Annotated in this window: 22 protein-coding genes and 1 pseudogene; 12 read left to right on the forward strand and 11 right to left on the reverse strand. The window is 65.1% G+C overall.

Annotated features, from left to right (window positions below; translation table 11 throughout):
• On the reverse strand, positions 1-3,306 hold the full coding sequence (locus ACVJ19_RS30720; protein WP_453952891.1) for a DEAD/DEAH box helicase: 3,306 nt from the start codon (positions 3,304-3,306) through the stop codon (positions 1-3).
• Positions 3,307-3,748: 442 nt separating this feature from the next.
• Here ACVJ19_RS30720 and ACVJ19_RS30725 point away from each other — a divergent pair, with 442 nt between their 5' ends.
• Positions 3,749-3,988, forward strand: a complete 240-nt coding sequence (locus tag ACVJ19_RS30725; protein ID WP_453952892.1) for a hypothetical protein — start codon at positions 3,749-3,751, stop codon at positions 3,986-3,988.
• 192 nt (positions 3,989-4,180) lie between these two features.
• Positions 4,181-4,465: a hypothetical protein gene (locus ACVJ19_RS30730; protein ID WP_456739471.1), complete on the forward strand. Its 285-nt coding sequence runs from the start codon at positions 4,181-4,183 to the stop codon at positions 4,463-4,465.
• A gap of 102 nt (positions 4,466-4,567) precedes the next feature.
• Here ACVJ19_RS30730 and ACVJ19_RS30735 read toward each other — a convergent pair whose 3' ends face one another.
• Both ACVJ19_RS30735 and ACVJ19_RS30740 read right to left on the reverse strand, forming a co-directional pair.
• Entirely contained in the window at positions 4,568-4,960 is a 393-nt protein-coding gene (locus ACVJ19_RS30735; protein WP_453952894.1) for an NUDIX hydrolase, read from the reverse strand.
• Positions 4,961-5,104: 144 nt separating this feature from the next.
• Positions 5,105-6,202 carry an AI-2E family transporter gene (locus ACVJ19_RS30740; RefSeq protein WP_453952895.1) on the reverse strand — a complete coding sequence of 366 codons (1,098 nt, stop codon included), beginning with the start codon at positions 6,200-6,202 and terminating at the stop codon, positions 5,105-5,107.
• Between the two features lie 153 nt (positions 6,203-6,355).
• Between ACVJ19_RS30740 and ACVJ19_RS30745 the strand changes: the two genes are divergently transcribed.
• The 3 genes from ACVJ19_RS30745 to ACVJ19_RS30755 all read left to right on the forward strand — a co-directional run bounded on the left by ACVJ19_RS30745 (position 6,356) and on the right by ACVJ19_RS30755 (position 9,069).
• Positions 6,356-6,616, forward strand: a complete 261-nt coding sequence (locus ACVJ19_RS30745) for a hypothetical protein (protein WP_453952896.1) — start codon at positions 6,356-6,358, stop codon at positions 6,614-6,616.
• Positions 6,617-6,697: 81 nt separating this feature from the next.
• Positions 6,698-6,925 carry a hypothetical protein gene (locus tag ACVJ19_RS30750; protein ID WP_453952897.1) on the forward strand — a complete coding sequence of 76 codons (228 nt, stop codon included), beginning with the start codon at positions 6,698-6,700 and terminating at the stop codon, positions 6,923-6,925.
• 95 nt (positions 6,926-7,020) lie between these two features.
• A complete protein-coding gene (locus tag ACVJ19_RS30755) occupies positions 7,021-9,069 on the forward strand; it encodes an acetoacetate--CoA ligase (RefSeq protein WP_453952898.1) in 2,049 nt (682 codons plus the stop codon).
• Between the two features lie 6 nt (positions 9,070-9,075).
• Here the strand turns inward: ACVJ19_RS30755 and ACVJ19_RS30760 are convergent, their stop codons facing one another.
• Complete coding sequence (locus ACVJ19_RS30760) at positions 9,076-9,288, reverse strand: hypothetical protein (RefSeq protein WP_453952899.1); 213 nt, start codon at positions 9,286-9,288, stop codon at positions 9,076-9,078.
• A gap of 199 nt (positions 9,289-9,487) precedes the next feature.
• Between ACVJ19_RS30760 and ACVJ19_RS30765 the strand changes: the two genes are divergently transcribed.
• Positions 9,488-9,787, forward strand: coding sequence for a hypothetical protein (locus ACVJ19_RS30765; RefSeq protein WP_080138495.1), 300 nt, complete (start codon positions 9,488-9,490; stop codon positions 9,785-9,787).
• Positions 9,788-9,844: 57 nt separating this feature from the next.
• On the opposite strand, the gene ACVJ19_RS30770 is transcribed toward ACVJ19_RS30765, so the two are convergent.
• The 3 genes from ACVJ19_RS30770 to ACVJ19_RS30780 form a co-directional block, all read right to left on the reverse strand.
• Positions 9,845-10,261, reverse strand: a complete 417-nt coding sequence (locus ACVJ19_RS30770; protein ID WP_453952900.1) for a hypothetical protein — start codon at positions 10,259-10,261, stop codon at positions 9,845-9,847.
• Between the two features lie 149 nt (positions 10,262-10,410).
• Positions 10,411-10,647 (reverse strand): hypothetical protein, encoded by a 237-nt coding sequence (locus tag ACVJ19_RS30775; RefSeq protein WP_453952901.1) that lies wholly within the window; start codon positions 10,645-10,647, stop codon positions 10,411-10,413.
• A gap of 336 nt (positions 10,648-10,983) precedes the next feature.
• Positions 10,984-11,172: a hypothetical protein gene (locus tag ACVJ19_RS30780; protein WP_456739472.1), complete on the reverse strand. Its 189-nt coding sequence runs from the start codon at positions 11,170-11,172 to the stop codon at positions 10,984-10,986.
• 285 nt (positions 11,173-11,457) lie between these two features.
• Here ACVJ19_RS30780 and ACVJ19_RS30785 point away from each other — a divergent pair, with 285 nt between their 5' ends.
• From ACVJ19_RS30785 to ACVJ19_RS30795, 3 genes are all read left to right on the forward strand, one after another.
• The gene (locus ACVJ19_RS30785) at positions 11,458-12,045 is read left to right on the forward strand and encodes a formyltransferase family protein (protein ID WP_453952903.1); all 588 of its coding nucleotides are present in this window, start codon (positions 11,458-11,460) and stop codon (positions 12,043-12,045) included.
• Positions 12,046-12,217: 172 nt separating this feature from the next.
• On the forward strand, positions 12,218-12,568 hold the full coding sequence (locus tag ACVJ19_RS30790) for a hypothetical protein (RefSeq protein WP_453952904.1): 351 nt from the start codon (positions 12,218-12,220) through the stop codon (positions 12,566-12,568).
• Positions 12,513-13,058 (forward strand): hypothetical protein, encoded by a 546-nt coding sequence (locus ACVJ19_RS30795; RefSeq protein WP_453952905.1) that lies wholly within the window; start codon positions 12,513-12,515, stop codon positions 13,056-13,058. Before ACVJ19_RS30790 ends, ACVJ19_RS30795 begins: the two co-directional genes overlap by 56 nt.
• A gap of 53 nt (positions 13,059-13,111) precedes the next feature.
• Here the strand turns inward: ACVJ19_RS30795 and ACVJ19_RS30800 are convergent, their stop codons facing one another.
• Positions 13,112-13,510, reverse strand: a complete 399-nt coding sequence (locus tag ACVJ19_RS30800; protein WP_453952906.1) for a RidA family protein — start codon at positions 13,508-13,510, stop codon at positions 13,112-13,114.
• A gap of 149 nt (positions 13,511-13,659) precedes the next feature.
• Between ACVJ19_RS30800 and ACVJ19_RS30805 the strand changes: the two are divergent.
• Positions 13,660-14,524 (forward strand): annotated as a pseudogene (locus ACVJ19_RS30805) (DMT family transporter).
• A 204-nt stretch (positions 14,525-14,728) separates the two neighbouring features.
• A complete protein-coding gene (locus tag ACVJ19_RS30810; protein ID WP_453952907.1) occupies positions 14,729-16,162 on the forward strand; it encodes a caspase family protein in 1,434 nt (477 codons plus the stop codon).
• 73 nt (positions 16,163-16,235) lie between these two features.
• Here the strand turns inward: ACVJ19_RS30810 and ACVJ19_RS30815 are convergent, their stop codons facing one another.
• Both ACVJ19_RS30815 and cysK read right to left on the reverse strand, forming a co-directional pair.
• The gene (locus tag ACVJ19_RS30815; RefSeq protein WP_453952908.1) at positions 16,236-16,475 is read right to left on the reverse strand and encodes a BrnA antitoxin family protein; all 240 of its coding nucleotides are present in this window, start codon (positions 16,473-16,475) and stop codon (positions 16,236-16,238) included.
• Between the two features lie 3 nt (positions 16,476-16,478).
• Positions 16,479-17,456, reverse strand: coding sequence for a cysteine synthase A (gene cysK / locus ACVJ19_RS30820; RefSeq protein WP_453952909.1), 978 nt, complete (start codon positions 17,454-17,456; stop codon positions 16,479-16,481).
• A 222-nt stretch (positions 17,457-17,678) separates the two neighbouring features.
• Between cysK and ACVJ19_RS30825 the strand changes: the two genes are divergently transcribed.
• Positions 17,679-17,897 carry a hypothetical protein gene (locus ACVJ19_RS30825; RefSeq protein WP_018642135.1) on the forward strand — a complete coding sequence of 73 codons (219 nt, stop codon included), beginning with the start codon at positions 17,679-17,681 and terminating at the stop codon, positions 17,895-17,897.
• Positions 17,898-17,903: 6 nt separating this feature from the next.
• On the opposite strand, the gene tgt is transcribed toward ACVJ19_RS30825, so the two are convergent.
• Positions 17,904-19,052, reverse strand: coding sequence for a tRNA guanosine(34) transglycosylase Tgt (gene tgt / locus ACVJ19_RS30830; RefSeq protein ID WP_456739473.1), 1,149 nt, complete (start codon positions 19,050-19,052; stop codon positions 17,904-17,906).
• Between the last annotated feature and the right edge of the window lie 226 nt (positions 19,053-19,278).

Below are 19,278 nucleotides of genomic sequence, written 5' to 3' on the forward strand. Positions count from 1 at the left end.
CTACCCCTCGTCCAATACCTCGAACAGCTCCTCCACCCGCTCGAACGGCGCATCGCGCACCGGGCTGTGATAGACGACGCGGTCGCCGTCGCGCTGGAGCGACTTTCCTCTCGATTTCCGCAACCGTCCGGGCAGGAACGTCGCAGCCACCGCGCCAGGGCCGACGTCGAGGCGGATGATGCCGCGTCGCTTGCACTCGATCCTGAGCTTGGCCGCGGCGAAGAAATCGCGGGCGACCTTCGGCAAGGGACCGAAGCGGCGGGAGGTTTCCTCCTCGAGGTCGTCGAGATCGTCCTCGTTGCTGCATCGTGCGGCGCGCGCATAAAGCTCGAGCCGCACCGGCTCGGACTGCATATAGGTCTCGGGCAGCATGTCGCCGACCGGCAGGTTGAGGTCGGGCACCCACACCGCGGCGCGCTCCTCGTCGATCTTCTCCGAGGCCATTTTCAGGAGGTGGCTGTAGAGCACGGGCCCGAACACCTGGACGTGGCCGGACTGCTGCTCCGAGAACAGATCGCCGGCGCCGCGCAGATCCAGATCGCGCTCGCTGATGGCAAAGCCGGCGCCCGGCCGGCTGAACTCCTCGAGCACGGCCAGCCGCTTCTCGGAATGCCCGGACGCCGTCTCGGTCAAGAGATGGGCGAAGGCGCGGATGCCGCCGCGGCCGACCCGTCCGCGCAGCTGGTGCAGCTGGGCGAGGCCGAATTTTTCGGGCCAGCACACCACGATGGTGTTGGCGCGGGGAATGTCGAGGCCACTCTCCACGATGTTGGTCGCAAGCAGGACGTCGGCCCTGCCCTCGACGAAGCTCATCATGCGGTCGTCGATCTCGTCCGCCGCCAGCCTGCCATGCAGGCAGACGATGCGCAGGTCGCCCGCCACTGCCTGCACCCGCGCCAACATCGGATCGAGATCCTGGATGCGCGGACAGATCAGGAAGCTCTGCCCATGGCGACGCTGCTCGCGCAGCAGCGCCGAGGCAATGGCCGCATCCGACAACGGCGCAATCCTGGTCGCGACCGGCAGCCGATGCACCGGCGGCGAGGCGATCACGCTGAGGTCGCGGAAGCCGGCAAGGCCTGCGGCGAGCGTCCGCGGGATCGGCGTCGCGCTCATCATCAGCACATGGACATTCTTCGCAAGGCCGGCGAGCTTTGCCTTCTCGGCCGCGCCAAAATGCTGCTCCTCGTCGATGATGACGAGGCCGAGATCGCTAAACTTCACATCCTTCGCCGTGAGCGCCTGCGTCCCGATCACGACCTTGATGCGGCCGCTGCGCAGGCCCTCCCTGGTCTCGCGCAGCTCCGCGCCGGAGGTAGCCCGCGACAGGTTCCCGACCTCGATACCGAACGGCGCGAAGCGCTTCTGGAACGTTGCGACATGTTGCCGGGCCAGCACCGTCGTCGGCACAGCGACCGCCACCTGCTTGCCGGACAGCACCACGGCGGCCGCCGCGCGCAGCGCCACCTCGGTCTTGCCAAAGCCGACATCGCCGCAGACCACCCGGTCCATCGGGTGACCGGATGCAAGATCATCCAGCACGTCGTGGATCGCCTTGGCCTGATCGGTCGTGGTGAAGTAGGGAAAGCGCGCGACGAACTTCTCGTAGGCCGATCCCGGCGGCACCAGCTTTTCCGCGCGCCGCCGCCGGCGCTGGCTGATGTGCTTGGCGAGCACCTTGCCGGCGATCTGGATCTCGCGCTCGGCCTCGCTGCGGCGTGCCCACCATGTGCTGCCGTCCGCCTTGTCGAGCGCCAGCTTGCCGAGCTCGGCGGCGTAGGGCCACATCAAGGCGAGATCCGTCGGCGGCACCAGGACCGCATTGTCGCCCGCGAACTTGAGGCGGATCATCTCCCGCATGGCGCCGCCGCCGGTGTTGACGGTCTGCAAGCCGTCGAGCACGGCAAGGCCGCGCTGGAGATGAACGACCACCGTGCCCTGCTCGGGCACATCGGCATGATCGAACGCCGCGCTCCAGGCGCGCGCCATCGGCTGCGCATGATGCGCGCGGCTGCCGAGCACGTCGGACGCCGTCACGACGACGAGAGGCTTTCGCCCCGGCACGACGAAGCCCGCATCGAGATCGGCCAGAAGCGCCGCCTCGCCGTTTCCCCCGCGCGTCGCCTCGTCCCAATCCTCGCAGCGCTGTGCCTTGACGCCGCTCATCCGCTCCATCACGCGCAGATCGTCCTCTTGCGCGGCGACGAGGATCAGCCGCGAACCGGCGCGCCGCGTCTCCTCGACGAAGCCGCGCAGCGCTTTCCTTGCGGATGTCAGCTTCGAGAATTCGGGCACGGCCTGGAACGATGCCGTCCGCGGCAACACCTTCATGCCCCTGGAGAGCTGCTTCCAGTCGCGGCGTCCGAGATATTCGCGCTCCCGCTCCGCACGCGGCGCGGCCTCCTCGATCGTATCAAGCCAGCCGTCGGCGTGCGAAGGGACGCCTGCATCGGCGATCCATTTGGCGCGTCCGCAATAGTCGAACAGGCTCGCGCGCTTGCCGCCCTTGCCGGCAAAGCCAAGCCGCTCCGACATCGGATCGACCACGAGCTCCTTCGTCTCGAAGATGATGTCGTGCTCTTTCGGATCGAACGCCACGATGCGGTCGATCGCGCGATCAGAATGCTCGATGCGGAACGGACCGAGCGCGCCTGCGGGAAATATCTCGAAGGTCTGTCCATGAAACAGCGCCCCGCCCGGATAGTCCGGCTCGTCGTCGAGATCGTATCCGAGGGATTCGAGGCGGCTCTCGAGCTCCCGCTCGGAAAACGCGCCGCCCACCTTCAAGCTGACGCTGAGGCGCAACAGGCTCGCCGGCGGCGGCAGGCGCTCCATCACCGCCTCCGCGGTCGAGACGAGAAACAGCGGCTTCTTGGATCTTGCGAGGCGCCGCAGCACCGAGGCTCTGCGCCCTGCGAGCTCATGCGAGGGCTCGAGCTGATCGAACGGCAAGGTGTTCAGCCGCGGAAACACCAGCACCTCGCACGACGGATCGAGCGCATGAATGACGCTGCCCAGCCGCTCCGCCCTGCTCTCGTTCTCGGCGAGAAACACGATCCCGCTGGGTCCGGACTGCTTCCATTGTGCAAGCAGATGAAGCGCCATCGAACCGAGAGGCGACGACGACGAAATCGTGGCGCGCTGCGCCCCTTCGCTCTTCCTTGGCGATGCCTTGGTCTTGAGCGATGCCTTGGTCTTGAGCGTCTTGGCTTTGAGCGATGTCCTGGACTTGGGCGATATCCTGGTCTTTAGCGATGCCCGCTTTAGCGATGCCTTGGCCGCCCGCGCCTTCTTTGCAAGCCTCACGTGAATCCGTTTCTGGTCGTAAACCGCCGCCAACTGAACACGCGCCGCCCTCGTCTCGATTCGGCGACGCGCCGCCATGCATATGGGATTTGCCCGGCGAACGCACGCCTCGCGGCAACGTTCCGTGCATCCACAAAGGGGAACCGGGCCCCGGCCGAACCTTACAAGGCAGCGTGGGATCGTGCCTCACTTGAGGCAAAGGTTGATGCGATCAAGGACTGCATCGCCAGCACGAAAAACCCCGGCGCTTGGACGCCGGGGCGTTTCGTTGGAAAATGATTTGGTCAAGCAATGACGCCTTCATAGCAGCGAATTGGTCGAGCGCTTGTGAACTGGTTCACACGCCCTGTCAGCGCAGCTGAGGCGGAACGGGGTACCGCGGGGCTCCGATTTGAGCGTTGGCACGCCGCACGCTAGGATGCCTCTTTTTACGGAGGCTCATTTGAAAGCATTCATTTTCATCGCCGCCATCGTCCTGCTTGCAACCACCCCCGCCCGCTCGCAAGCGCTGGTCGATCCCAACAAGGTCTCTCCCGAATACCGCGAAGCCGCCGAGAAGCGCCGGGCCGAGCAGCTGCGGCAGCGCGAATGCGCGCTCAAGGCGGATCTCGACAAGGTGCTGCCACGGGATCGCACCGCCTATCTCAACCATTGCCTGGAGTCGATGGCGGCCAAGCAATAGCCTGCAATAGCCTGCAATAGCCTGAGCCTGGACTAGCTTCGCCGCGCGCCTGACGCGAGCATCGCCGACATGCTCGCGTCCGCTGCATAGGCTTGCGGCAGGCTGGCGGTGAATTCGCAAGAGGGCTTCAGGCTTTGTTCAGACATTTGCGATCAGCTGACGATCATTTCCATCAGTCATTGTCGATCGCGCATGGGCTCCGTCCAGATTCAGTGCACGCGCTGCAAGAACGTGTTCCGCGATCGCGCCGCGCGGTTGCAGGACGGCTATTCCAGGCAGTGCCCGAGTTGCGAGGTGGTGCTGTTCTTCGCCGAGGATTCCCAGCACCCTTTCGTCAAGCGCGCGATGCGCAATGCGCGCAAGGTCCGCAAGGAGCAGCGCGAGGCCGAGGCGGTGAGGCGCGCCGCGCCGGAGTCGCGCCTGGCGCAGTCGAGGTCGTTTGCCGGGCGGACGCAATCGGCGGAGCGAGAGGACTAAAGCGCGCTGAGATTTGGATGAATCGTCATCGCGCTTTAGGTTGTTGTTGACGCATGACCTTTCCGGAAAACCGCTTCGCACTTTTCCGGATCATGCTTTGGCTCACCCGCGCTGCCGCTTCCTCGGAAACAGGCGGTCGCGGATGTAGCGCGAGGTCGGTGTCAGGCGGATGCCGCGCGGCTTCTGCCAGGCGGCGCGGTCGATCTCCTTCTTGTCGCCGATCGCCAGCCTGCCCTTGGCGCCCTTGGCGATGAAGATCGCATCGCTCATCTTGCGACCGGAGCGCTTGTTCCTGGCCTTCACTTCCTTCCAGAGGCTGATCCTGCCGAGCTTCAGCTTGGGCAGCTCCTCCTTGATCTCCCGCCGCAGGCAGTCCTTCTCGGACTCGCGCGCGCGTTTGCGGCCGCCCGGGAACATCCACAGGCCGTCCGACCGGCGTCTGACCAACAATACCTTGCCGCGCTTGGCGGCAACCAGCTTGGAAGACTTCGCCATTGCTGCCGTAGTCGAGAATAGAATCGTCCTGATCGTAACTTGTCTAGTTGGATAGACAAGTTCGGGCGCAGCTTGACCACAGGTTGCGGGCCGACAGGCCGGGGCGACAGGAGAGCGCAGGATTGCGCCTTTCGAGCCGCGATATCAGCCTTCGCCGGCGCCCGCCCCCGCCTCCGCCCGGTCCTCCGTCCTGATCCAGGCCATCATCATCTCCCAGGCCACCGACAGGATGATCGGCCCGATGAACAGGCCGACGATGCCGTGGGCGAGCGTGCCGCCGATCACGCCGACGAAGATCACGATGGTCGGCGTGGTCAGGCCGCGCCCCATCACCAGCGGCTTCAGCATGGTGTCGATGAAGCCAACCAGAACCAGAAACACCGTCAGCACCAGCGCCGTGGTGACGTCCTTGGCGGTCCAGATCCAGATGATGACAGGCAGCAGCACGAGGAAGGCGCCGATCTGCACGATCGAGAGCAGCAGCACGATGAAGGCGAGCAGGCCCGCGCTCGGCACCGCCGCAAGCTTGAAGCCGATGCCGGCGAGCAGGGCCTGCACGATCGCGACGCCGATCACGCCCTGCGCCACGGCGCGGATGGTCGCACCCGCGAGCGACAGGAAATGCTCGCTCTGCTCGGGCACGATGCGGAACAGGAAGCCGCGGCCGGCCGCGACCAGCCGCGGCCCATGCGGGAACAGGAAGCCGGCCACGAACACCGAGACCAGAAACTGCAGCGTACCGACGCCGGCATCGCCCGCGAGCGACAGCAGCGGCCCCGCCAGCGGCTGAAGATACGGCGCCACCTCGCGCAGCACTGCGCGGATGTTGGTGTAGGCCTGGTCCCAGAGTTCAAAGAGCCAGGGGCCGACCAGCGGCCAGGATTTGAGCTGCTCCGGCGCCGACTGCAGCGCGAGATCGCCGGTGCCGAGCTGGTGCGCCAGCTCGCGCACGCCGTCCACCGCGCTGATCCCGAGCCAGGTCGCCGGGCCGATGACGATACCGAGCGTGACGAGGGTGAGGATCGCCGCCGCCGTCTTGGGGCGTCCGCCGAGGATCTTGGCGACCCAGCTGAATGCCGGATAGAACGCAACCGCGAGCACGCCGCTCCAGGCCAGGATCGGCACGAACGGACGGATGATCAGGAAGGTCCAGATGATCAGCAGGGCGAGCAGGCCGAGCCGGATCACGAGCTGGATGATGTCCTCTCCCGTGAGGAGCTGGCGGAGGCTTTTCACGGGCACGACCTTCCTTGCGGCATCGACGTGGGTTCCGGCACTTGCACGGGCAGCCGTTATTGCCAGCCCCGGGGCGGGCGTCAAGGCGACCGCCCACTCCCTCGGGACCCGCCGACCGCCGGATTAGGAACGCATCGGCCGAAAAAGCATTCCGAGACAATGCCGCACCACCCCCGAGAGCCCGATCAGCATGCGGGAATTCACCGCGGCATCCGCTTTTCGATCAAGCCAAACAGCGCTCCCGGCTATTGGCACTATGCCTACGCGATCGATGACAGGGTCCGCACCGGGCGGGTGCAAGGCAGGCTGCCGCTGCTCGCCATCCGGCGCGTGCAGATGCGCATCGACCGGGACATGCGGCCGGGCCGGACCGAGGCTGAACCTGTGGCACCCCGGCGCGATTTGGCTAACGGCGGTTAACCGGATTTCCCTGGGCCGGTTTACGCCGATGCAAACGCCCGCTCCTACCCTGCGTCGAGGTCCCAGGAAACAACGCGTGCAATGGCCAACAGCATCTGGACGATCGAAGAATTCACCTGCACCGGTTGCAGCATGAACTACACCGCGACAAGGGAAGAACATGCCGAAGAGCATGTCGGCCACTTCAGGTGCAGCATCTGTAGCAGCGTGGTGCACAGCTGGTCCGGCAAGCATCACTTCTTCGGCTGGCAGGCGGTGAAGACGAAGCCGCCGGTGTTCGGACGCCGCTGGGCGGGCGTGGAGTGGTAGGCTAAAGGCGGCCATCGCGGGCTACACGATCGATGGCTTCTGCTCGTCTGCGGCGCGAGCTACACTCGCCTCTCCGCAACCGAAGCCGATACGCGATGACCACTCCTTTCGTTCCGCAGATCGCCCTCTATCGCAACTGGCTGGCCGAACGGCGCGGCCTCGCCTTCGCGAGCTATGAGGACATGCGGCAATGGTCGGTGCGCGACCTCGACGGCTTCTGGCGCAGCATCTGGGACTATTACGATCTTCAATCGCCGACGCCGTTCCAGGCCGTGATTACCGAGCGCAAGATGCCGGGCGCGGTCTGGTTTCCCGGCGCACAGGTCAACTATGCCCGGCAGGTGTTCCGGCATGTCGAGGCGGCCGATGCCGCCGGCCTGCCCGCGATCGTCAGCAGCGGCGAGGACGGCAAGCTCAGGGAGACGAGCTGGTCGGAGCTGCGGCGCAGGGCCGCGGCGCTCGCGCTGCATCTGAAGGAGAACGGCGTCAAGTCGGGCGATCGCGTCGCCGCCTATCTGCCCAACATCCCCGAGACCATCATCGGTTTTCTCGCCAGCGCCAGCATCGGCGCGGTCTGGAGCGTCTGCGCGCCCGACATGGCCGCGCCCGCCGTGATCGACCGCTTCAAGCAGATCGAGCCGAAAGTGCTGATCGCCTGCGACGCCGTCACCTATGCCGGCCGGCACCATGACCGGCACGATGTGCTGGCCGAACTCCGGCGATCGCTCCCCACCGTCGAGCACGTCATCCTGCACAGCGAAGCCGGCGCGCCTGCCGCGCGGGACGCCCTGCTCTCCGATATCCTCGCAAGGACGGGCGCCGCGATCGACGCGTTCGAGCCGATTTGGCTGCCGTTCGATCATCCGCTCTGGATCGTCTATTCCAGCGGCACCACCGGCCTGCCGAAGCCGATCGTGCACGGCCATGGCGGCATCGTCATCGTGGTGCTGGCGCTGCTCGGCCTGCACAACGACATCGGCTGCTCCTATCACCCAAACTCCTTCGGCGAGCGCTATCACTGGTACTCTTCGACCGGCTGGATCATGTGGAACAGCCAGGTCGGCGGCCTGCTCGGCGGCACCACCTGCTGCATCTTCGACGGCAGCCCCGGCGGCACCCGGGACAAGCCGGACTGGACCACGCTGTGGCGCTTCGTGGCGCAGTCGAAGGCGACCTTCTTCGGCGCCGGCGCGGCGTTCTTCGCCAACTGCGCCAAGGCCGAGATCGATCTTGCCGCCGCCGGCGATCTGTCGCGGCTGCGCTGCCTCGGCTCGACCGGCTCGCCGCTCAGCGCCGATACGCAAGCCTGGTTCAACGCGCGCTTCGCAGGCCTGTCGAAAACCAACGGCAGCAAGGCGCAGACCGACATCTGGTGGGCGAACATCTCCGGCGGCACCGATTTCGCCGGCGCCTTCATTGGCGGCAACCGCGAACTGCCGCAGACGCCGGGCGCGATGCAGTGCCGACTGCTCGGCGCTGCCGTCGAAGCCTTCAGCGAACAGGGCCGCGCCGTCACGGACGAGGTCGGCGAGCTCGTCTGCACCGAGCCGATGCCGTCGATGCCGCTCTATTTCTGGAACGACAAAGACGGTGCGCGCTACCGCGCCAGCTATTTCGAGACCTATCCGGATAATTTCGACGGTAGCGGCCGCGGACCGGTGTGGCGGCACGGCGACTGGCTCAAGGTCAATCCCGACGGCTCCTGCATCATCTACGGCCGTAGCGACGCCACCATCAACCGGCACGGCCTGCGCATGGGCACGAGCGAGCTCTATTCCGCGATCGAGGCGCTGCCGGAGGTGCTCGATAGCCTCGTCGTCGACCTCGAATATCTGGGCCGCGACAGCTACATGCCGCTGTTCGTGGTGCTGCGCGAGGGCGTCGCGCTCGACGCCGCGATGCAGGCCAAGATCAACAAGGCGATCGAGGCCGGCCTGTCACGCCGCTTCCTGCCGAATGAGATATTCGCAGTCGCCGAGATCCCGCGCACGCTGTCGGGCAAGAAGCAGGAGCTGCCGATCAAGAAGCTGTTGCTCGGCCAGCCCGTCGAGAAGGTCATCAACAAGGAGGCGATGGCCAACCCCGCCTGCCTCGACTGGTACCTCGCCTTCGCGCGCGACTATCTGGCGCGAAGCGCGGCGTAGCTTCGATCAGCCTCCGCCGAAATTGGAGGGATCGAGATTCCTGTTCTCCGACGGCGGGATCGGCGGCCACCCGGGAAATTTGTACCAGCCGGGCGGTACCGGCGCGTCCTCGGACGGACGGACGACAACGGGGTGGTGCCGGCGGGCGTGCTGCGCCGGCGCGGCGGCGGCAGCCGAGCATGCCGACATCAAGAGGATCACAATCGGGATAAACCGCATCGCATGGGCTCCGAACGTCCACCCAGGCTGACATGTGGTGCGGGAACCATGCTGTGCCCACGCATTCGCGTCGTCACGACCGGTCACAACGGCGGCACCGCGACATATGGACGATCAGCCCAATTGCGCCCATGCCGTTTGCACTCCGTTCACCGATCGCCGCTAGATCGGGACGGATCCTCTGCGCTGAACACCTGACATGGCCGACCTCAACGCCGTCCTCGCTCGTCTCAACGACCGCCTGCTCCGCCTCGAGGGCGAGCTGTTCGTGCTGCGCTCGCTGGCGCGCGCGACGCTGACCGCAGGCGACGACCATGCCGAGCGCATGCGCAAGCTGGTCGAAGCCGCCAAGGTCGCGCTCGACGACGAGGCGCAGCGTCCCCTGGACAAGCCCACGCGGAAATATGTCGAGGCCGCGAGTGCCATGGTCGACGAACTGCTGGTCGAGCCGACCAAGGCCCGACCGCTGTTCACGGTGATCGACGGCGGGAAGTCCTGAAGCGCGTCATCGCGCCTTGGGTCCATTATCTGAGCATGATCTCTTCCGGATCATGCTCTAGCGCCCGTACATGCCGGGGACGCGTGCGCCGTTCGGATAGCACTGTCCGCTCGAATAATTGTAGTCGTAGCCGTGGGGACAAAGTCCGCCGCGGCGCCCATATTCGGGTTGCCCGTACATGCCGGGTGCCCGCGCACGGTTCGGATAGCAATTGCCGTTGGAATAATTGTAGTCGTAACCGTCCGGACAGAGTCCGCCCCGACGGCCTTGGTAAGTCGGCTCGGGCCTGTTGTAGTAACCTGGCGCATGATAGTCGTTGGGATAGCAGCGGCCGTTCGAGTGGTTGAAATCATAGCCGTGCGGACATTGCCCGCCTGGACCACCTTGGAACTGAACCTGCTCCACGATGGGCGCCGGCGACGCCGCAGGCGCGCTTGCAAACGCAATCAGGCCAGCCAGCGCAAGCTCGATCATGACGTCTCCTCCAAATCACCGGGACAAGCTAGCAGGATTCGTGTCCCACGGAATGATGTGCCGATAGAGACATGGCAGGGCTGAACCGTGCATGAACTGAACCGGAATTGACCAGCGACGATGCGCAACACCTCAGTCCGCGCAGGAGTTCATCTCGCTGAGCCGCGCGACGCTGCCGTAGAATTCGCCGCCTTCAGCCGGCTGAGGCCCGCCTCGATGATCGCGATCTCCTCGTCGATCTGGCCGATCGGCAGGCTGAAATCATAGCCGGACCTGCTCTTCAGATCGACCGCGAGCCGCTGCCTGTGCATCATCAGCTCGTCGAGGCCGCGACGGTTCTTCAGACGCACATAGGCGTCCACGATCTGCTCAATCGCGCTCGGCATGAAATCGGTCCCGGCGAAAAGGCCCGCGCGGCGTACCCACGCCGGCGGGACATTTTCGGTGTCGCGGTACGCAATACAAATCCGCGACGGATTCGTCGATACGACAAGCTGGTTGAGAACGTATTACCGTCAGATGATTTCGTGACGCACGGCATGAAAAAGCCGCTGGCGATGACGCCAGCGGCCAAAGCCGGGTTCGAAAACGGATCCGGATTGAAATGTCGCCAGCCCCGGTGGGGCATCTTCTAGCGGCAGACGGGGATCGCTTCTGTCAGAAATGAAACACAGGAACCCGCATGACGCCATTTGCCGTCCAACCGTGGCCGCCCGGCAACGCTAATCCGTGACGCAGAAATATGTCCGCGGCGATTTGCGATAGGCGCTGTAGCGGTAGTACGGCCGATAGGCGTAGCCGCGATAGATCGCCGGCGGCTCCTCGCCATAATAGGCGCCGTGGTAGAAATTGTAGGGCAGCCCTCCAGCACAGCGATAGGCATCCCAGGTCGGGCCGATAAACGGTGCCACCCCGATCTCGGGCGGCACTGCCGGGTACGGCCCGCCGGCGTGGGCCGGAGCGGCCGCAATCAGTGTCGCGAGAAGAAAAAACCACGCGCTTCGCATGCTCTCGCTCCTGACAGGCTGCAATGCGCCTATGGAAGCACCGGAACGACCGGTCGCGCAATCGCGGAAATCAGCGTGTCCCGCGCCCGGCGCATTGTTGATAACCGCCGCAAACGGCCCGCGGATGGTGACACGGCTGCCGGACATGTTATCGGGGTATGACGCAGTTGCGAGACGGATCGGACCCCCATGCGCATTACCCTCGTCGGCTCCCGCCATTTCGGTGTGACCACTCTCAACATGCTCCGGGAGCACAGCGTCTCGATCGCACGGGTCGTCGTGGCCGACGCCGAGGATCGCCTGGCCGCAGCGGCCAAGGCGGCCGGCATCGAGGTGGTGGTGCAGGCCAATCCGAAGCTGGTCGTGGCCTCCGAGATCGCTCCCGACACCGATCTGATCATCACGGCACACAGCCATGCCCGGATCGGCAGGGACGCGCTCGCCGCCGCCACGTATGGCGGGATCGGCTACCACCCCTCGCTGCTGCCGCGTCACCGCGGCAAGGCCGCCGTGGAATGGACCATCAAGGAAGGCGATCCGATCGCCGGCGGCAGCATCTATCAACTCGCCGACCGCATGGATGCCGGCGCCATCGCTGCGCAGGACTGGTGCTTCGTCAAGAAGGGCGAGACCGCCCGCGAACTCTGGGAGCGTGCGCTCGCCCCGCTCGGGCTCAAATTGCTGGCCGACGTGATCGATTATATCAAGGTTCACAAGGCGCTGCCGTCCAAGGTCCAGGACGAACAGTTCGCGACCTCGGCGCCGAGTCTCTCCTGACGTTTACCCTTAACGTGAGGGCGCATTGATTCTGCTTGAAAAATCGGAGCCAAAAACGCAAATAAACCATTGTTTCCACAGGAACAATTTTCGATTTGGCAGCGCAACAAATTTCCGTCACATTTTGTCCGAATAAGCGACAGCATATCAGACATACTCAAGGACGGAATTCATGCGTTTTGCTCGCATCGTGGCGTTCTGTGCCGCTTCAGTTTTCACCGGCACCCTCGCCGCTCCCGCCTTCGCCCAGAGCCCCTATGACGGCAACTGGCAGGTCACCATCGTGACCAAGAGCGGTTCGTGCGAGCCGACTGCGAGCTCGATGCTGACGGTTGCCGACGGCAAGATCACCGCGCCCGGCGCTAACGTTTCCGGCACCATCGGTAGCGGGGGACTTGTGAAAGTTTCGATCAATGGTGCATATGCCAACGGTCAACTCAACGGCAACGCCGGATCGGGGAAGTGGAATGGAGCATCTGCAGGCATACCGTGCAGCGGGCGGTGGGAAGCATCGCGCCAATAAACCAATCGAGGCTCGCGCCCGGAACCGGCGGCTGCTGATCGCGGCCGCCGTTTTGTTTGCGGCCGGCCTCGCCAACTCTGAAAGCAAGGCCCAGTCCGGCCCGTTCGCCCCGATGGCGGGCAGCTGGAGCGGCGGCGGCACCGTCACGCTGGATGACGGCTCGACCGAACGGATCCGCTGCCGGGCCAAATACGCTCCGATCGGACCGACCATGGAGCTGTCGCTGACCTGCGCCAGCGACGCCTACAAGTTCAACCTCGGGGCGAACGTCAGGGCCGAGGGCAACGCGATCACCGGCAGCTGGTCCGAGGCCAGCCGCAACATCTCCGGCGCGCTCCAGGGTCGCGGCGGCGGCGGAAACTTCGAGGTGGTCGCCTCCACCGCCGGCTTCAACGCCAATATCGCGCTCCGGACCAGCGGCAACAAGCAAACCGTCACGATCCGCGCCGACAGCCAGTTCCGCGGCGCCAACATCTCGATGTCGAAGTAAGACACCGGGGTGACACGACAATCGATCCGGCGGACCTCGCCGGATCGATTTTTTTATGCGGCCGGCACGAACGCCGTGACCTCGATCTCGACCTTGGCCCGGTCGTCCACGAGCCCGCCGATATAGAGCAGCGTCGAGGGCGGGAAATTGCGCCCCAGCGTCTCCTTCCAGGCCGCACCGATGCCGGCACCCGCGGCCTCATATTCGCTGCGGCTGGTCAGGTACCAGGTCAGGCGGACGATGTGCTCGGGGCCCGCGCCGGCCTCGCCCAGCAGCTTGATGATCCGCTGCAGGGCGGTCGCCACCTGCGCCGCCATATCGGGCGCGTAATTGCCCGCCTCGTCGCCGCCGGTCTGGCCGGCGAGCACCACCCATCGGCCCGGCCCCTCGACCGCGACGCCATGGGAAAAGCCGCGCGGTTTTTTCCACTCGGCCGGCTGCAAGATACGCATGAGCTAATCTCCCGACTTTTCTCGTTGTTCGCTGATGCCATAACACGCCGTCCTGCATCGCTGCATCCGCAGATTTGGCCGTTGCAAACGGCGGCGATGTCGCCGATACCGGCCATCCCTTCGGATTCCACCCTTCCGCATCCGCCGCAATGAGCACGACACCGTCCAAAACGATGGCTGCACTGTGGATGGCCGGCTGGCTGTCGCTGATGCTGATCATGGCGGTGGCCGGGCGCGAGACCACGCGCGAGCTCAACGTCTTCGAAATCATGGAGATCCGGTCGCTGGCGGGCTTCGTCCTGCTGGCGCCGATCATCTATCGCGCCGGCGGCTTCAGAGTGCTCAGGACATCGCGCCTGCAACACCACGTCGCGCGCAACCTCGTGCACTATGTTGCACAGCTCGGCTGGTTCTTTGCGCTGACGCTGATTCCGATCGGCCAGGTCGTGGCGATCGAGTTCACCATGCCGATCTGGACCGCGATCCTCGCGGCGAGCTTCCTCGCCGAGCGCATGACGCCGTGGAAGATCGCCGCTATCGTGCTCGGCCTCGTCGGTGTGATCGTGATCGTGCGCCCGGCCACCGGCGAGATCAATCCGGGCCAGCTCCTCGCGCTCGGGGCCGCCATGGGATTTGGCGTGTCGATGGCGCTGGTGAAATCGCTGACGCGCACCGAAAGCGTCGATCCTGTTCTGGATGCTGGTGGTGCAGTCGGTCGCGGGCCTCGTGCCGACGCTGCTGGTCTGGACCTGGCCGTCGGCCTATGCCTGGGCCTGGGTCGGCGTGATCGCCGTCTGCGGCACGTTCTCGCACTACTGCCTCGCCAGCGCGATGCGCTATGCTGATGCCACGATCGTGGTCCCCATGGACTTCCTGCGGGTTCCGTTGACCGCAACCGCTGGTTGGCTGCTGTATTCGGAGCGGCTCGACGCCTGGACCGTCCTCGGCGCGGCGCTGATCCTGTGCGGCAACCTCCTGAATTTGAAGCCGGCACCGGTTCCCGCTCGCGCGTAGTGAACCTCACGCCGCCTCGCGCGACAAAACGAAGTGGCCGTGTGATTTGGATCACGTTGGAGAGCCCCTCCATCGTGCACATTCGGCCACACAGCAGCGGGTTGAACGCGACGTACCGCCGTTTTGGTGGCGCGAAGTCGGGCACTTCGTGTAGGTTCGTTGCCAATTTGTTGCTGCCTGCAATTCGATTCTGGGGATTTCAGAATGCGCTATCTCACCCTGCTCGCCTCGCTGATGTGCGTGGCACTGTCGGTCAGTGCTGCGAAGGCCGACCGTCGCGTCGCCTTCGTCGTCGGCAACGGCTCCTACAAGAACGTCGCGCAATTGCCGAACCCGCCGATCGATGCCAAGGCGATGGCGGCGACGCTGCGCAATGTCGGCTTCGAGGTGATCGAGGGCTCCAATCTCTCCCGCGACCAGATGACGGAGAAGCTGCTCGACTTCGGCCGCAAGGCGCAGGGCTCCGACATCGCGCTGTTCTATTATGCCGGCCACGGCATCGCCGTCGGCGGCACCAACTACCTGCTGCCGGTCGATGCCGACATCAAGACGGAGATGGACGTCAAGCTGGGCGCCGCCATCAACATCGACTTGACGCTCGAACAGACCATGGGTGATGCCAAGGTCAAGCTCGTCTTCCTCGATGCCTGCCGCGACAATCCGTTCGCCGCCAAGATCAAGTCGAACTCGGCGACCCGCAGCGTCAACGTGCAGAGCGGCCTTGCAGAGATGAAGTCCGGCGAAGGCACGCTGATCGCGTTCGCGACCGGCCCGGGCCAGACCGCGCTCGACGGCCAGGAGGGCAACAACAGCCCGTTCACCCGCGCACTGATCGACAATATCACCAGGCCCGGGGTCGAGATCCAGCAGGCGATGACGTCGGTGCGCGCCCAGGTCAATGAAGAGACCCGGAAGGGCCAGCTGCCCTGGGGCCACACCAACCTGATCGGCGCGGTCTATCTCAATCAGGCTCCGACGACCCAGGTCGCCAATGCAGCACCGACCGCTGCTGGCATCGTGCCGGCGGCGAACGGGAGCTCGGACGGTGTCGAGCTCGAATACTGGCGCTCGGTCAAGGAGAGCAACAAGCCGGAAGAGCTCAACGCCTACCTTTCCGCCTATCCGAACGGTCAGTTCAAGGCGCTGGCGCTGGCACGCCTCGCGGCGATCAAGAGCGGCCCATCGACCGCGACCCGCACGCTCAACTCCGGCGTCGATCCCGCAGCCTTTACCGATGAGGCCTCTCAGCTCACCGAGGACCAGATCGGCCTCGACAAGAACCAGCGCCGCGACGTGCAGCGTCGCCTCACCGGGCTCGGCTTCGACACCAAGCAGACCGGCGTCTTCAGCGACGAGACCCGCGCGGTGCTCAAGCGCTGGCAGTCCGCGCGCGGCTATCCCTCGTCGGGCTACCTCAACAAGCCTCAGCACAAGGCCCTGCTCTCCGAGGTCGTGGCCACCCCGCCGACCGCAAGCGATAGCAGCCAGAAGGCGGCCCGACGTGCCAGCGCCCCCGCAGCCAGCAGCGCGCCGGCACCGGCGCCTCAACAGCGCAGCAGCAGCCCCGGCGATGCCGCCGGTGCGGCCTTCGTCGGCGGTGTCGTCGGCGGCATGATGGGCGGCATGTTCCGCCGCTGAGGCAACGCCTACCTTTCAAGCAAAAAGCCCGGCTCACGCCGGGCTTTTCAGTTTGGTCTCCCTCACGGGCCTGCTACTTCCCCGCGGCCTTCCGCAGCGCCTCGTTGATGCGGTCCTGCCAGCCGGGGCCGCCCTCCTGGAAGAACTCCAGCACGTCCTGATCGATGCGCAGCGTGACCTGCTGCTTGATGCCGGGCACGGCGTTTTGCTTGGGCGGCGGCGCCGCGACCTTTGCCGTCACCTTCTTGAACGCCGCCTCGGCTTCGGTCCTGGCATCGCCAAGCGTGCGCGGCCGTCTCGGTTGATCCGCCATGCGCTAGATTCCTTCAAACAGGGCCGTCGAAAGATACCGCTCCGAGAAGGACGGCACGATCGCCAGAATGGTTTTTCCCGCAGCTTCCGGCCGCTTGCCGATCTGGAGCGCGGCGGCGATCGCCGCGCCCGAGGAAATGCCGCCCGGAATGCCCTCATGCCGCGCCAGCGCGCGCGAGGTCTCGATCGCGGTGGTCGAGTTGATCTTCACGATCTCGTCGATCACCGCGCGGTCGAGGATGTCAGGCACGAAGCCGGCGCCGATGCCCTGGATCTTGTGCGGCGTATGCTGGCCGCCTGACAGCACCGGGCTCTCCTCCGGCTCGACCGCGATCACCCTTAACGACGGCTTGCGCGGCTTGAGCACCTGGCCGACGCCGGTAATCGTGCCTCCGGTGCCGACGCCGGCGACAAAGAAGTCGATATTTCCGCTGGTGTCGTTCCAGATCTCCTCGGCGGTGGTGCGGCGATGCACCTCGGGATTGGCGAGGTTCTTGAACTGCTGCGGCATCACCGAGTTCGGGGTCGTCTTCAAGAGCTCCTCGGCGGCGGCGATCGCGCCCTTCATGCCTTGTGCGGCCGGGGTCAGCACCAGCTCGGCGCCGAGAAAGGCGAGCATCTTGCGCCGCTCGATCGACATGGATTCCGGCATCACCAGCTTGAGCCGGTAACCGCGCGAAGCCGCCACGAAGGCGAGCGCAATGCCGGTATTGCCGGAGGTCGGCTCGATCAGCACGGTGTCGGGCTTGATGATGCCGGCCTTCTCCATCGCGATGATCATGGCCGCGCCGATACGGTCCTTCACGCTCGCGGCAGGATTGAAATATTCAAGTTTTGCCAAAATCGTCGCGTTCACCCCGTGCTGGCCCGGCAGGCGTTGCAAGCGAACGACCGGCGTGTCGCCAAAAGCCTCGACGATCGAAGAGTAGATCCGGCCGCGGCCGGGTTGGTGCGCTGCACTCGTCTTGGACGATGCGTCCATGATCAACTCCCTGTGGCGACAATTGCGCTTCTATCGTGGTTCTTGCGCAGTTACAGACAGCTTGCGGCGACACGCAAGCAACAATGCGGCACATGTTAAATACGCTGCATCGCAAAATCACGTGAGCCGTAATTATCAGAAAACCAACGCATTTGTGTTGCGACCTCGTCAACTGATTCTGCTTATGTTAGACTTACGTCTTAAAGCAGGGAGGTCACCACGATGTCAGCAGTTGCTGAAGTGATGTCGACCGTCGCGCTGAACCGCGATCCGCGTTGCAGCGAGTTGCCCACCTGTCCCGTCTGCGCCGACTCCATGGTCGCCGCTGAAGCATCTGCCTACGTCTCTGACCACATGATCAGCTATCTCTGGACCTGCGACAATTGCGGTTACGGTTTCGTGACCAAGCACGCCGTCAAGCAGCGGATCGTCTGCAATTGACGTTGATCAGCGCGGGGCGATATCGCCCCTCGCCCAATCCTCCCGCGTACGCTGATAGAACTCGTCGAACGTCCCGCGCGCGATCGCGTCCCTGATGCCCTGCATCAGGGACTGGTAGTAGGCGATATTGATCTCGGACAGCAGCATTGCCCCCAGCGTCTCGCCCGCCTTGACGAGGTGGTGGAGATAGGCGCGCGCGCAGTTGCGCGTCGACGGCCATGAGCTCTCTTCATCGAGCGGACGCGGATCGTCGGCGTGGCGTGCGTTGCGCAAATTCACCTGGCCGAAACGCGTGAAGGCCACGCCGTGCCGGCCATTGCGCGTCGGCATCACGCAGTCGAACATGTCGATGCCGCGCTTCACCGCTTCGAGGATGTCGTCGGGCGTGCCGACGCCCATGAGATAGCGCGGGCGCTCTTTCGGCAGCATCGGCGCGGTCTCGTCGATCATCGCCAGCATCACCTCCTGCGGCTCGCCGACGGCGAGGCCGCCGATCGCGTAGCCATGGAAGCCGATCTCGACGAGGCCTTGGGCGCTCGCGTGACGAAGCTGCGGGATGTCACCGCCCTGCACGATGCCGAACAGCATGTAGCCCTCGGGTGCGCTCTCGAAGGCGCGCTTCGAGCGCTCGGCCCAGCGCAGCGACAGCCGCATCGCGCGGTCGATGTCGTCGCGCTCGGCCGGCAGCCGCACGCATTCGTCCATCTGCATGGCGATGTCCGAGCCGAGGAAGCGCTGCACCTCGATCGAGCGCTCCGGCGACAGCTCGACCTTGGCGCCGTCGATATGCGAGCGGAAGGTAACGGCGTTCTCGGTGACCTTGCGAAGGTCCGCCAGCGACATCACCTGGAAGCCGCCGGAATCCGTCAGCATCGGCCCGTTCCAGCCGGTGAAGCGCTGCAAGCCACCGAGCGCGGCGATCCGCTCGGCGCCGGGCCGCAGCATCAGGTGATAGGTGTTGCCGAGCACGATGTCGGCACCGGCCTCGCGCACCTCGCGCCAGTGCATGCCCTTCATGGCGCCGGCGGTGCCGACCGGCATGAAGGCCGGGGTGCGCACCACGCCGTGCGGCGTGGTCAGGCGGCCGGTACGCGCGGCGCCATCGGTGGCGAGCAGTTCGAAATGATTGGGTAGATCAGTATTGGGAAGATTCATGGCCGTGCTTATTGCGTGCCGGGCGAGACCGATCAACCCGCCCGACCCACACGATGCGTCAGACTGGGACACATTTGATGCGGCCCCGAAGTTCCGCCCGGCTTGCCAAATAAAACGATACAGTGTAGTTTTGCCGCGGGGCCTGGACGAGATGCCGCGGTGAATTTGCCGGCGGCTGTATTTGTGTGATCGCCAGCCACCGACAATGCCCTCCGCTTCATGTTCG

The sequence above is a fragment of the Bradyrhizobium sp. USDA 376 genome (genome assembly GCF_054063675.1).